Here is a 14,002-nt window from a genome sequence, read left to right as displayed (position 1 = left end):
TGATTAGACAGCGCGCAAAACAGCTTATTCAGCAGTTTTGGTTTTACGTTTAGCAAGGCCCGCAAATTTCTTATTGAAACGATCAACTCGACCGGCTGTATCAATAATTTTTTGCTTGCCTGTGTAGAAGGGGTGACACTGAGAGCAGATTTCAACTTGAAGCTCATCTTTACCGCAAGTAGAGCGTGTTTCAAACGTGTTGCCACAACTGCAAGCAACGTTGATAGATTCGTATTTTGGATGAATATTTTCACGCATCGTTGTTATACCTCTCTCAATATGGGCGTGATCATACCCAAAAGCTTATTTTGAGTCAAGCCTTAAAACAACAGGCGCATGATCCGAGGGGCGCTCATGATGGCGCGGCTCAATATCAATAAAAGCCTCCGAACAAGCCGACTTCAAAGCCTCGCTGACCAATATTAGGTCAATTCTTAAGCCGCGATTACCCGAGAAAGCGCGCGTGCGATAATCCCACCAACTGTAACGCTCATCCGGCTGATCAAAAAGCCGAAAGCTATCGTGAAAACCCAGGTCAAATAAAGCGTACAAAGCCTCACGCTCCGGCGCACTCACCAAGACCACATCACGCCACTTCTTAGGATCATACACATCGTTATCGTAGGGGGCGATATTGAAATCCCCCAGAACCACAACTCGATCATGCTGCTCAAGCGCTTTAGTTAAATAGGCTTTAAGCCCACGCAGCCAGGCTAGCTTGTAATCATATTTATCCGAGCCCACTTCACTGCCATTGGGCACATACACATTAACCACATGCACGCCGTCGATGGTACAGGCCAAAAAACGCTTTTGCTCATCGTCAAAATCCGGTAAATCAAACACGAGCATATCCACGGGCAGTTTTGACAGCGTCGCCACACCATTGTAGGTTTTCTGGCCCGTGAACGAGACGTGATAGCCCGCCGCCTCAATCGCCTCACGAGGAAATTTTTCATCAATTATTTTTGTTTCTTGTAGACACAAAACATCCGGCTGATGGGCTTTTAACCAATCCAACACCTGCGGCAGGCGAACATTGAGAGAGTTCACATTCCAACTCGCGATTTTCATTCAATCTTCCTAGAACTCGTAAGAGCTGTTACACTGCTTCGCATTCTAAACAGGCCAACGACCAGGAGCAAGCCATGATCATTTTCGAAACCAACAAAGGCACCCTTAAAATCGAACTCGACCACGAGAACACACCCGTCACTGCTAAAAACTTTGAAGAGTATGTCAAAGACGGTTTTTACAATGGCACGATTTTCCATCGAGTGATTGATGGCTTCATGGTGCAAGGCGGCGGCTTTGAGCCTGGCATGGAACAGAAATCCACAAAATCACTGATTGAAAATGAAGCCGACAAAGGCGGCAAAAACTTGCGCGGCACACTCGCCATGGCACGCACCATGGACCCGCACTCTGCCTCGGCACAGTTTTTTATCAACGTCAAAGACAACGACTTTTTGAACCACAAAAGCAAAGACATGCACGGCTGGGGTTACTGCGTATTCGGTCGCGTAACCGATGGCATGGACGTGGTTGACATCATCAAAGGTGTCAGCACCACTTCACGTCGTGGTCATGACGACGTACCCGTTGAAGACGTGATTATTGAAAAAGCCTACGTTGAATAGTAGACTGTTTTGACATTTTAAAGGGACTGAACACATGCGTCGCATTGGATTGATTTTTCTAACAAGTTTAAGCCTATCAGCTTTTGCAAACACCCCTGCGACGCCAGCGCCTGCAACAACCGCAGTCACCACGTCAACCGCACACACCAGTGACGCCGCAGTAGAAGCGGCCGCCGCGGATCCTTACGCCGGTGGTTTCAACCTACCCGAGGCTGTGACTGTGCATAATGATTCACTAGAACAAACCCACGAAGTCAACGACCCTTACATTCAGTACAATCGCTCAATGACGCGCTTTAATACCAAGCTCGATAAATACGTCGCCAAACCGGTGGCTACGTTTTATGACCGCGTGATGCCAAAGCCTTTAAACCACATGATCCACAACGCCTTTGAGAATCTGCGCAATATCCCAGCAGTGATCAACGATGTACTGCAAGGCAACTTTTACCAAGCCTCATCAGACGGCTGGCGCTTTGCGGTAAACTCAACCGTGGGTATCGCAGGCTTGTACGATCCGGCTCACGATATTGGCCTCATGCAAAACGAAGAAGACTTCGGCCTAACGCTGGCTAAATGGGGCTGGTCTGATTCGGCATATTTTGTACTACCCGTGTTCGGACCCGGTACGGTCAGAAGCATGATTGGTGGCGCCATTAACATTCGCTATATGACGATCTACGGCTACATCACCCCCTGGTATGCAAGCTTAGGTCTCTATGCTTGGGACTTGCTGGACGAGCGCGTGCAGCTTTTAGGCTTTCAAGATGTGTACGACAGCGCGGCCATCGACCCTTACGTTTTCCAACGCGATGCTTATTTGCAACATGAAGCGTACTTGATTAAGCGCAACACAGAACTGGACAACCCGAACACGATCAAACAAACATTGCAGTACCACAATCCGTACTATTTATACAATTAAATGTTTAACATCGCCTTAGTCCAGCCTGAAATACCGCCCAACACAGGCAATATCATTCGCCTATGCGCCAACAGCGGAGCAAATCTTCACATTATTCATCCTGCAGCGTTTGAATTTAGCGACAAACAACTGCGGCGCGCAGGGCTTGACTACCACGAATTTGCGCGCGTGCAACACCACGATAATTTAGACGCGTTTTTAAAAAAACCACCTGGACGTTTGTTCACTGTCGAAACCAACGGCGACACGGTCTACAGCGAAGTGCATTTTCAAGAGAGTGACACGTTTATTTTCGGATCAGAGGGCCCTGGCTTAAGCGATGAAATGATCGCAGCGATACAGCCTACAGCCAACTTGCGCATCCCTATGCAATCTTGCACGCGCAGCTTAAACCTCTCAAACTGCGCCGCCTTGGTGCTTTACGAAGCCTGGCGGCAATTGGAATTTTGCGGAAGCTAGCAAAGATAACCCAGATGGGCGTTAAAACAACGCCAGAGGGTGCTCACTCACGCGCCTGCCTTGGACGAAGGAATAGGCGAGCGCGAACAGGCTGCCCCAGCATAAGCTTTGGGCAGCGAGTCATAAATGCAGCTATCTGGAGTGCTTTACTGGCTATAGTACTCAGCAAACTCTTGCGGACTCGGCACCATGCGCACACGATCCACTTCTTCGCGTTTCAATGCGATGTAGGCATCGATCATGTCATTGGTAAACACATCACCCGCTAGCAAAAATTCACGGTCTGCATTCAATTCATCCAAGGCTTCCTCGAGCGAGCGACACACTGTCGGGCATTGGCTCAACTCTTCACTGCTTAAAGCAAACAAATCTTCATCTTGTGCTTCGCCTGGGTGAATTTTGTTTTTAATGCCATCTAAGCCTGCCATCAACAAAGCAGAAAACGCCAAGTAAGGGTTCGCCATAGGGTCTGGGAAACGGACTTCGATACGACGTGCTTTATCAGAATGCACGCGCGGAATACGAATCGCTGCAGAACGGTTTGCCGACGAGTACGCCAATACCACTGGGGCCTCGTAACCGGCGATCAAACGGCGGTAACTATTGGTCGTTGGATTCGTGAAAGCATTTAAAGCACGAGCATGTTTAATGATCCCGCCCATGTAATACAAGGCTTCTTTTGACAAGCCATCGTACTCTTTGCCGGCGAAAATATTTTTGCCGTCTTTGGCCAACGATTGGTGACAGTGCATACCGCTGCCGTTATCGCCATTGAGCGGCTTAGGTAAAAACGTGGCTGACTTGCCATTCTCATGGGCGACATTGCGCACCACGTATTTAAACAACTGTAAGTTATCCGCCTCTTTCACCAGGCTATCGAATGCCATTGTGATTTCGTTTTGGTTTGCAGTGGCCACTTCGTGGTGGTGTGATTCAATCGTGATACCAAAATGCTGCATTACTTCTGAGACTTCAGCGCGGAAGTCGCGCGAAGAATCGACCGGCGGTACAGGGAAATAACCGCCTTTCACACCTGGACGATGCCCCATATTGCCATAAGAGTATTCAGCATTCGAATTCCAAGCGCCCTCTTCGCTATCGATTTGATAAGATGCTGTGGCCATCCCCACATGCCAGCGCACATCATCAAAAATGAAAAATTCAGGTTCAGGACCCACATAGCACGTATCGGCAATACCGGTTTGTTTCAAATACGCTTCAGCGCGTTTCGCAATAGAACGTGGATCGCGCAGATACGGCTTATTCGCATAAGGATCAAACACATCGCAGCGCACAGCCAATGTGGCCAGTTTAGCGAACGGGTCTAAAAAGACGGTGCTTAAATCCGGGCGCAACATCATGTCGGACTTATCGATGGTTTGCCAACCACGAATAGACGAACCATCGAATAACTTCACATTCTCCATAAAGTTTTCATCGACAGTGTTGGTTGGCACTGATAAAAAGTGCTCAACACCGACAGTATCACAAAAACGAAGCTCCAAGTATTTAGCTTCATGCTCTTTAATCATGGAAAGTAAAGTTTTGATCATGGAATTGCCCTTGAGTGGAAAGGCATACTGTAGCAAGCCCAAAGCCAAATGCAAGGGGATTTTAAAGACGTGATTCTGATAAAAAAGCCACTTTTACAGGTGTGTAACATTTAGCCAGCGCCGCCTCAAAGCGGGCTCTGCTCTCATTAACCACAACAGCATCCGGCTTTAAAATACACACCACAAACAGCTCGCCATGCCAATAATGCAACACACTGTACGAGACTTGAGCAAAAGCCTTCGAGTCAGCTTGATGCAACACGGCTTCAACGACCTTGCGATCAGGCATTCTTGCATTGGTCGCAAGCGCGACGTTATCATCCTCTGGGTCAATATGCACCGTGATATCTTTGACGTGATCAAATTTCGCACGCAGCATACGCATCACTTCTTCGCTAATAAAATGCCCTTCCGACACGCTAATCAGGGGTGCAACTTGCACGTGTAAATCCAAATAAACCTCGCCAGCTAGCAAGCGGCTTCTCAACTGATGCACAGCCGCCACACCGCTAACCTTTAAAACCGCTTGATAAATCTTCTCGCGAAGCTCATCGTCGATACCCGTATCCACAAGTTCACGAAGACTGCGCCACACCATCCCGAGCGCCATTTTAACAATCAAAGCGGCCACAATCACTGCAGCAATCGCATCGCCCCAATGAAATCCCACAATCGACAACAGCGCACCAATGAGCACCACCAAGGATGACAAGGCATCACCTCGATTATGCCAGGCATTGGCATTTAACAATTCCGAGCGAATTCGTTTAGCCACGCGCAGTGTGATTTGAAACAAAAATTCATTGGCCACCACTGAAATAAGCGCAACGATTAACACCCACATATCAGGCTTAGGCAAAGCGTGGCCCGTGACCATGCTTTTTATGGCGCTAACACCAATACCCACACCAACGAACAATAAAACAATGGCAAGCCCGACAGCCGCCACCGTTTCAAATCGCCCATGACCATAGGGATGAGCCTCATCCGGCGCTTGATTGGCCGCGCGGGTCGCCAAAAGCACCATGGCGTCGGTGAATAAATCTGATAGGGAGTGCACACCGTCAGCAACCAGGGCTTGAGAATGCCCGAAAAAACCGACGATGAGTTTGATCACACTTAACAAGCCATTGATCACAATGCCCCATAAGGTGATACGCTTAGCTTGTTGGTAACGTGTCATGCCCATAAAGGCATGCTAACATGAAACCTGCCAAAAATAGAACTCTCTTGAGAAGCAGCGCTTAAGCACCTTGCGTTTCCACGCCTTCAAGTAGACTCAAGATACCGCGCAGCTTTTCACTTTCGTTGGTATTTTGCTGTTTAAGCTCGCCGCTTTCAGCACGAAGCTGTTGGTTTTCGCCACGCAATTTTTCAAGTTCGTCGACCAAGGCTAGGATTTTGTCTTCTAAGCGTTGTAATTCATTTAACATTATTGTTCCCCTCATATCGGTCATTAAAGTCTGGATTCTATCAAAGCTTTTTTCAGGCGTGAAGCAGAAACAAGGCCATGATCGAGAATAAATCTCTCTACTTAACGTAAGGGTTTTTTGCAGACTTCAACTGAAGCTTGATGGGTGTACCAACCAGGTGCAAACGCTTACGGTAGAAATTAATCAAGTAGCGTTGGTAAGTGTTAGGCAGCGCGTCAAGCTGTGTACCGTGCAAGACCAAGATAGGAGGATTTTTTCCGCCCAAATGTGCGTAACGAATTTTAATGCGTCGCCCTTTAGATAACGGTGGCTGATGTTGCACGATGGCGTCTTGCAATATTTCCGTGGCCTTAGCCGTAGTGATTTGACGCATGGCCGAGCGATAGGCTTCCTGCACCGACTCAAAAAGATTGCCGACACCTGAGCCATGCAATGCCGAGATAAAGTGTTTGCGGGCAAAGTCTACAAATTCTAAACGACGCAGCATTTCAGATTTGATGCGATCACGCTCATCACTTTCCATGCCGTCCCACTTATTCACCGCAAGCACCAACGCTTTGCCGGTCTCAAGCACAAAGCCTAACAAGCGCTCATCCTGCTCAGACAAGCCATCCTGTGCGTCAAACACAAACACCACCACATTGGCAGACTCGATCGCTTGCAAGGTTTTCACAACAGAAAATTTCTCAACCGTGTCTTTGATGCGACCGCGTCGACGCACGCCGGCTGTGTCGATCAAGGTGTACTCTTCGCCTTGACGCTCAAAATCAATTTCAATGCTGTCGCGCGTGGTGCCTGGCATATCACACACAATCACCCGTTCCTCACCCAACATACGATTAACCAAGGTCGACTTGCCGACATTAGGCTTACCAATAATCGCCATACGGATTCGACCATCAGTTTCTTCTGGCTCATCACTAGCTTGTTCAAAATTCTGCGTGATCATCTCTAAAAGGCCACGCACACCACGGTTATGACTAGCAGCAATAGCCAAGGGCTCACCAATACCTAGGGCATAAAAGTCCGAAGCCGCAACGTTTTCGTCGATACCGTCAGTTTTATTCACCACCAAATGCATCGGCTTATTCAACTCACGAAGCTTGCGCGCAATCTCTTCGTCAGCCGCAACAACACCGGCGCGACCATCGACCATAAACAACACCACATCGGCCTCTTGCACTGCAAGCCAAGACTGCGCCAGCATTAATTCATCAATTTCGCCTTCAGGTGTTTCACCGATACCGCCGGTGTCAACCAGCAAAAAGCGCTTGCCTTCGAAACGCGCCTCACCGTAGTGACGATCGCGCGTCACCCCCGGCTGGTCGACAACCAAAGCATCACGCGAGCGTGTCATGTGGTTAAACAGCGTGGACTTACCGACGTTAGGACGACCGACAATAGCAATGAGTGGCAACATAGGATTTAAGCCTTAAAGGGTCTCAACACAAAAGACCAGACCGTGCCGTTTGTACCTAGCACAAACAATTGGCTGTTATCGGCCACGGGCTGCGCAATAGCATCAGCACTGATCGGCGCACGCCCCTGAAGCTTGCCGCTAGAGCGCGAAAGAAAATGCACAAAACCATAACGATCAGCCACGGCAACACTTTGACCGATTAACGCCGGACCTGTAAGCTGTCGGCCTTTTAAGGCGGTTTGGCGCCATGCCACCGCCCCAGTGGCTTCATCAAAGCACCACACACGACCATCGGCATCGGTCACATAGACTTGATGGCGATCTGCGGTAATACCGGCATACGATGAAATTTTATGCGACCAAATTAGTTGGCCTTTATCCAAATCATAGGCCGCCACACGACCTTGATACGTTGCCACATAAGCCACACCATTGACCACGACCGGGTCGACGGTGATATCCACCATGCGATCAATCACATTATTGCCTCGTGGCAAAGCCACTTGCTGCTGCCAAAGCATATTGCCTGTTTGCAAATTCAACACGACCAAATGACCATCAGAGAAACCGGCCACAACCGTATTGCCCGCCACTTCTGGCTGACTGGCTGCATGCAAAGTCATACTAGGAACCGCTTCGTCATAGCGCCAGATCAGATGGCCCGTGCTAGCCGAAAAAGCGCTTAAGTTACCCGTGATGGTGTGCGCAAGCACAATACCTCGTGCATATTCAGGCGCAGCCCAGACTTCGCTGGTCACAGGCGCATGCCAAACCAAATGCCCGTCTTGTGCTGAAAGCGCCACAATACGCGCGTTATCTGTGCCCACATACACATTACCACCACCAACACCCACACCACTGGTGATATTCGCGCCAATGTTTTCATTCCACAAAGTGCGACCTGTTTTTGCATTGACTGCACTCACATCACCATTGCGACTAGCGACAAACAACACGCCATGGCGTACCGCAGGGCGCATGCGAAAATAATAACCGCCATTGCCATTACCGACACCAGTCTTCCAGGCTGTCACAGCTTGAACGCTCGGCGTGTAGGACTGCAACGGCGAAGGCGCCATTGCATTATCCGCATCAGAACTGCAGGCAGACAACAAGGTCACACCGAAAACGATAACAGCAAGACGAATTAAAATGTTCATTAAGCGTTAGACCCCGTAGTGTTTAGGTGATGCGGCGTAATATTGGGCACACCGGCAAGCTTCATTGCCACCGCTGGCGCTGGCACACCGGCTTTTTGGTATTGCGCAACCGCCTGCTGATAATGCGCCCTGGCTTTCTCTGGCTGATTCATCTGCCAATACGCATCACCTTTGTACTCATTCACGCGCGCAATAAAGCCTTTATCATAGACAGTGTCTAAAGCCTTGAGCGCGAGGCTTGGTTGTTTAAGTTGAAGCTGGATTGAGGCTTCACGCAACACCGCGATTTGTCGCAAAGCCTTCATATGGCCATGCTCCGAAACCTGTTTAAGCTCGCTTAAGGCTTGCTGATAGTGCTTAGCGTTGGCCGCCTGAGCAGCGAGCCACAAATGGGCCATATCCGCATAGGACGTGCCTGAATACTGCGTGCTTAAAGCGTTTGCAGCCGACTTGGCCGAGGAAAGATCATGCGCATAGCTGCTGCTCATCATGGTAGCATAAACCAATGAAGCCTGCTGAGCCTGGTGAAGCTGATGCCGACGATAGACCTGCCAACCCACAACAATAACAACGGCCAAAACAACCCCTAAAATAGTGGCCCAACCGTATTCTTTCCACCACTTTAAGAGTTTTTCTTTTTGCTCCGCATCCGTTGTGTAATAAGACATACCGCGCTCTTTTAAGGAAAAATCAAGCCGGCATTATGTCAAACCAAGGGCTTGAAGTCACGCGGATTCTTGATGTTTGGCCGATTGCCTCAGGACGAGACTCGCGGAGCTCGCCGAGTCATTTGCAGCAGCGCCGAGAGGCGCTGAACGCTGCCACTGGACCCAACTGATCACCATGACCAACAAAATACCAGACATGGCAAACGTTGCCCACTTCATAGGCTTACGGCGTTGGCGGGACTTATCATAGCGAAAAGTATGCACAGGTGCGGCTTGCGGGCAATCGAGCACACCAAGGTCAGAAAGGTGATGATCAACGGATTCTAGTGGCACGCGCACCAGTTTAGCATAGCCACGAATATAGCCTTTAACGTAAACATCCATTTTCTCAGGGGGGTAGTGATTCGCTTCAATGGCTTTTACCGTGGAGGTAGCAATGCGTAATTCATTGGCCACATCTTCTTCGGACAAACCCTGCGCAATCCTTGCATCTATTAAGGCCTTTGCTAGCGACATACCGCTCAGTGACTGTTGCTCAACATCCATGCTCGCATCCTTGTTGTTCAAAAACAGACCCATTATACGCACTTTATGGCTTCAAGCAACGGTTTCAACGACAGCGCAACTGTCTTCTGCTTACCCTCATCGCGCAAAGGCTTCACAATGACCTCACCCGCTTTAAGCTCATTTTCACCCAAAATGAGCGCATACGCCACACCACTGGCATCGGCTTTTTTCATCTGAGATTTCAGGCTGCCGCCCGTGCAGTCAACTTGAATAGGAACCCCACTTGAGCGCAATTGCTCAGCCATCGTGAGGCCTGCCGCCTGAACTGACTCGCCGAGCAATAAAAAATAAGCCTCGGGCGCAGGCGAGGTATCGCCCAATTCGCACAGCAACAATAATCGCTCAATGCCCATGGCAAAGCCCACCGCCGGGGTCGCACGCCCACCCAGCTGCTCAACCAAAGCATCGTAGCGCCCGCCGGCACACACAGTACCTTGTGCACCTAATTCATTTGTTGTCCACTCAAACACCGTGTGGCAATAATAATCCAAACCGCGGACCAAGTTAGGGTTTAATGTGTAGGTAATACCCAACTCATCCAGCAGCGCACAAACCCGATCAAAATGAACTTTCGATGCTTCATCGAGGCTATCAAGCATTTTCGGCGCACCTACAGTCACCGCTTTCATATCAGGGTTTTTAGAATCTAAAATCCGCAAAGGATTACTTTGCAAGCGACGCCGACTATCTTCATCCAATGCATCTATATGCCCTGAAAAATACGCAATCAATTTCTCACGATAACGTTGGCGTGATTCAAAACTGCCAAGGGTATTGATTTCTAATGTGACCGACTCTGCGATGCCCAGTTTTTTCCAAAGGCTGGCCGACAATGCAATCAGCTCAGCATCAATCATCGGCGAGTCCATACCAAAAGCCTCTACACCCACCTGATGAAATTGACGATAACGCCCTTTTTGCGGTCGCTCATGACGAAACAAAGGGCCCATATACCATAATCGTTGAATCTGATTGTGCAACAAACCATGTTCAACGGCTGCACGCACGCAGCCTGCCGTGCCTTCCGGACGCAAGCTCAAACTCTCACCATTGCGATCGTCGAAGGTATACATCTCTTTCTCGACGATATCCGTCACCTCACCCACGCCACGCTTAAACAACGCCGTTTTTTCAACAATCGGAAAACGAATTTCACGGTAAGCATAGTGTGCTAAGTGTTCGCGCACAATCGCTTCAAAGGCCTGCCAACGATGCGTTTCACTGGGCAAAATATCGTTCATACCACGCACGGCTTGGATTTTTTGAGTCATATTTTCACTCTCAACTCGATTTCGCTCATGCTAACACAAGGATAAAAAAGACCAAAGCCAAGGATGAGAACCCCTAGCTTGTCTTGCTTTGTGCAGGAGGGGCAGCCTCCTCACTAAACTCAGCTATGCTGGCGATCAGTTCCTCCAAGCGACGGATTGTCTCGTCCATTGCCTCCTTCTTTAAAAAAGCATTCCCCGCCGCTTGCTCAACAAGCTGTAATAAGCGGTTCGCCTCCAAAACAATCTCCCCCCAGCTTTGAGAGTCAATTATTTGAGAGTCAATTAATTTAACTAGAGAGCGCTCAAATGCCGTTATCTCGCTCTGTACAGTGCGGGCTCGCTCAGCTTCTTCTCGCTTAGCTTGCGGACGGGGCTCAAAAAACTGAGCCACTGATGACGTCGGTTGAGTCGCTTTCGGCTGAGCCGCTTTTGCTTGAGCGCTGGATGGTTGTGCCGCTGTACACGGTGGCCTCCTTGATGACTTCCGTTGAGACACTCTCGGTTGAGCTGCTTTCGGTTGAGGCACTTCCGGTTGAGGCACTTCCGATTGAGCCGCTTTTGCTTGAGCGCTGGATGGTTGTGCAGCTGTACACTGTTGCCTCCTTAATAAGAGGGCCTTGCGCATTGCTTCTAAACGAGCACTTGCCTGAGAAGGGTCTTCAAACCCACCAAATTCTGCAATATAGTTAATCAACTCACTGGCTTCTTTTAACTCGCTTTTAATCTGATCAAAAAGATGCGTTGTGAGATTTACTGTATCTGTATTCCCAAACTTGTCTAATCTCGCAAGCAATGCATCGATATCGTGGTAAGCAGCTTCTAGTGCCGCAGTCTTTTTAGCAAGCAACACACAGACAGCCTCACCCGTCTTAATTTGCGTCTGTTTAATGTTACTGAGCTGCCTTGCTATCCTAGCCCTTATGTCCAAAATTGGCTTTTTATTGACTACTGGAAGCTGCTCGAGCACTGCTTCCAACCTGCGCACGTCTTGATTCAACTCGTCCAGCTCTGCTTTATCGCCACGTTTCAGACCAGCTTTGCTGCTCGCCTGCTGCTGATAGGTTAAAAGATCTTGAGAGATTGTGTTTAACTGCCCTTCAATACCCAATAAATCCTCTAAGAGCTTTGCTTCTTTTTGTTTTTCTTCGCGCTCATGCAACGCTTTTCTAAGCGCTTCTTCTTTCTGCTCAGTTATCTTTCGAGCAATAGTGTTGGCCGCTTCAATAAGCGACGCAACCCTAGCATGCCATAGGTTACACTGGGCTTTTTGGTCCGCATACTGGCGCGTATTGCCTGCTACCTTGTATAACTGGGTGAGTTCTTCTTGGAGGATCACGCAACCCTCAGAAAAGCAGTCCTGGCTCGCCTTAATATTGATCGGTGAAAAATGGACAACATCGCATTCCTCCGTAGGCAGCCTGGTTTTGGCTTGACGTATAGCAGCATCCAAGGGTTGCAGTGTATCCTCGACTGCTTTTCGACGATCGGCTAGTTTGGCACAAAGCCTCTTAATTTTCTTTTTACACAGCTCCCCCTGCTCTGAAACAAGCCTCAGCCGTTCCTTAATTGTCTCAACAGAGTCCTCTACGCGCTGTATAAATTCCCCCGTCTCTGCGCCAGTGTCCTTCACGGAAACAGCAATAAACTCAGCCAGTAAGCCTTGCATTTCGGATAATTTTTTTTTAATTACGCCCTTTTTTCTTAGTAAGTCCACCAAGTTGCCGCTAGGCTTACAGGTAGAAAGAAAGGAATCAAGCGCGTCCATGACCGCTTTTGTTTTAGCTCTACACGTGACTATTGGCGTTACGTTAACAAACTTTCTACCCGCTGGTTTCGCTTCTTGTCTGAATGGACCATCATCACCCAAAGGAAAAGGATTCAGCACTCTGTCACAAGGACTGGCCGCAGGTGGCGAGGCGGGCGCGGTAGGCGCTGCTATTTCGATTTTTTCTGATTCTAAGTTTGTCGGCTGGAGTCGCAATAACTGCAGCAAAACATTAGCCGCATCCTCCTCTACAGCCAAGGCATACGCATCCAGCCCATATTGATAATCAACTAACGCACGAAAATCAACCCCCTTATTATGCAGCCATTGGATCATCAAAAAGTTTTTTTCTACAATTGCATAGCCAAGCAACGTTACGCCCGCGCTATTCTGGCTTGATTGAAGGATTAAGCGAAACTCCTCTCCTGCTTCGTCACTTTGGAGTGAGCTTTGCATTGCTTCAAGAAGATCAATACGCCCGTCTCTTACTAAGTGTTGCAAGAGAAGAATATTTGTAGGCACAAGCTTAGCTAAAGCATTTATCACCCAAGGCTTCTTGTCATCGAGAGCTATTTTCAAGTCGCGCAGAACGGGCAAAACAATTTCTATTGTGCTCTTCATTGGTGGTAAAACATTACATTCCAGGTCACGAATCAATGTGATAATCCATTCGTTCTGCGCGTACACGACTGCTCTTGTACCGATATACTCCAACAAGGCAGCGGGAAAACCCTCTACTGGTACATTACCTGTATACACCCTATGCTGATAACTATTCCCGAAAGCCATTAAAAAGAAATTCTGCTCCTTACTCAGTCTAGATTTCCTGATAGAGGTATATGAGGCATATAAAGCATCGAGACTTATTTTAAGCTCTGCATTGACAGCTTTTGGATCGCTTCGCTGCAACTCGCGTTTTGCGCGAATCCACCACTCAATCTCCCTAAAAAAACCAAAGAGTAAAATAACAGGAAATCCTGGCCAATAAACAGTACGCGATTTTCGAGCAAAGAATAGGTTTGCTAAACCCATACAATCAATGTTTTTCTCGCGGCAGAAGCACTCGCAGAGATGCCATAACGCCTCTTGCAGTTTACAATACCACCTGTACGCGGACTCAGTCGTTTCTGGCAAACGCCTC

Annotated in this window: 14 protein-coding genes; 3 read left to right on the top strand and 11 right to left on the bottom strand. The window is 48.6% G+C overall.

Annotated elements, in window-relative coordinates; translation table 11 throughout:
• Positions 1-24 precede the first annotated feature (24 nt).
• Positions 25-258, bottom strand: a complete 234-nt coding sequence (locus COV52_09105) for a 50S ribosomal protein L31 (protein ID PIR10435.1) — start codon at positions 256-258, stop codon at positions 25-27.
• Between the two features lie 45 nt (positions 259-303).
• The gene (gene xth, locus COV52_09100; GenBank protein PIR10434.1) at positions 304-1,074 is read right to left on the bottom strand and encodes an exodeoxyribonuclease III; all 771 of its coding nucleotides are present in this window, start codon (positions 1,072-1,074) and stop codon (positions 304-306) included.
• 74 nt (positions 1,075-1,148) lie between these two features.
• Between xth and COV52_09095 the strand changes: the two genes are divergently transcribed.
• The 3 genes from COV52_09095 to COV52_09085 are packed head-to-tail and all read left to right on the top strand — an operon-like array spanning position 1,149 to position 3,024.
• A complete protein-coding gene (locus tag COV52_09095) occupies positions 1,149-1,640 on the top strand; it encodes a peptidylprolyl isomerase (protein ID PIR10433.1) in 492 nt (163 codons plus the stop codon).
• 34 nt (positions 1,641-1,674) lie between these two features.
• Complete coding sequence (locus tag COV52_09090) at positions 1,675-2,565, top strand: hypothetical protein (GenBank protein PIR10432.1); 891 nt, start codon at positions 1,675-1,677, stop codon at positions 2,563-2,565.
• Complete coding sequence (locus COV52_09085) at positions 2,566-3,024, top strand: tRNA (uridine(34)/cytosine(34)/5-carboxymethylaminomethyluridine(34)-2'-O)-methyltransferase TrmL (protein ID PIR10431.1); 459 nt, start codon at positions 2,566-2,568, stop codon at positions 3,022-3,024.
• 146 nt (positions 3,025-3,170) lie between these two features.
• Here COV52_09085 and glnA read toward each other — a convergent pair whose 3' ends face one another.
• The 9 genes from glnA to COV52_09040 form a co-directional block, all read right to left on the bottom strand.
• On the bottom strand, positions 3,171-4,577 hold the full coding sequence (glnA, locus tag COV52_09080) for a type I glutamate--ammonia ligase (GenBank protein PIR10430.1): 1,407 nt from the start codon (positions 4,575-4,577) through the stop codon (positions 3,171-3,173).
• 61 nt (positions 4,578-4,638) lie between these two features.
• Positions 4,639-5,766, bottom strand: coding sequence for a hypothetical protein (locus tag COV52_09075; protein PIR10429.1), 1,128 nt, complete (start codon positions 5,764-5,766; stop codon positions 4,639-4,641).
• Positions 5,767-5,821: 55 nt separating this feature from the next.
• The gene (locus tag COV52_09070; protein PIR10428.1) at positions 5,822-6,010 is read right to left on the bottom strand and encodes a hypothetical protein; all 189 of its coding nucleotides are present in this window, start codon (positions 6,008-6,010) and stop codon (positions 5,822-5,824) included.
• A 97-nt stretch (positions 6,011-6,107) separates the two neighbouring features.
• Positions 6,108-7,430 carry a ribosome biogenesis GTPase Der gene (der, locus tag COV52_09065; GenBank protein PIR10427.1) on the bottom strand — a complete coding sequence of 441 codons (1,323 nt, stop codon included), beginning with the start codon at positions 7,428-7,430 and terminating at the stop codon, positions 6,108-6,110.
• Between the two features lie 5 nt (positions 7,431-7,435).
• Positions 7,436-8,590 (bottom strand): outer membrane protein assembly factor BamB, encoded by a 1,155-nt coding sequence (gene bamB / locus COV52_09060; GenBank protein ID PIR10426.1) that lies wholly within the window; start codon positions 8,588-8,590, stop codon positions 7,436-7,438.
• Positions 8,590-9,258 carry a hypothetical protein gene (locus COV52_09055; protein PIR10425.1) on the bottom strand — a complete coding sequence of 223 codons (669 nt, stop codon included), beginning with the start codon at positions 9,256-9,258 and terminating at the stop codon, positions 8,590-8,592. Before COV52_09055 ends, bamB begins: the two co-directional genes overlap by 1 nt.
• Positions 9,259-9,315: 57 nt before the next feature.
• Positions 9,316-9,837, bottom strand: coding sequence for a hypothetical protein (locus COV52_09050; GenBank protein PIR10424.1), 522 nt, complete (start codon positions 9,835-9,837; stop codon positions 9,316-9,318).
• Positions 9,837-11,096 (bottom strand): histidine--tRNA ligase, encoded by a 1,260-nt coding sequence (locus tag COV52_09045; protein ID PIR10423.1) that lies wholly within the window; start codon positions 11,094-11,096, stop codon positions 9,837-9,839. The genes COV52_09050 and COV52_09045 overlap by 1 nt, the downstream gene beginning before the upstream one ends.
• Before the next feature lie 73 nt (positions 11,097-11,169).
• Positions 11,170-13,893, bottom strand: coding sequence for a hypothetical protein (locus COV52_09040; GenBank protein ID PIR10422.1), 2,724 nt, complete (start codon positions 13,891-13,893; stop codon positions 11,170-11,172).
• Positions 13,894-14,002 lie beyond the last annotated feature (109 nt).

Source organism: Gammaproteobacteria bacterium CG11_big_fil_rev_8_21_14_0_20_46_22 (assembly GCA_002796245.1).
Taxonomy (GTDB): domain Bacteria; phylum Pseudomonadota; class Gammaproteobacteria; order UBA12402; family UBA12402; genus 1-14-0-20-46-22.
The sequence above is the reverse complement of the archived record's forward strand: the minus strand, read 5'-3'. Positions and strand labels throughout refer to the sequence as shown.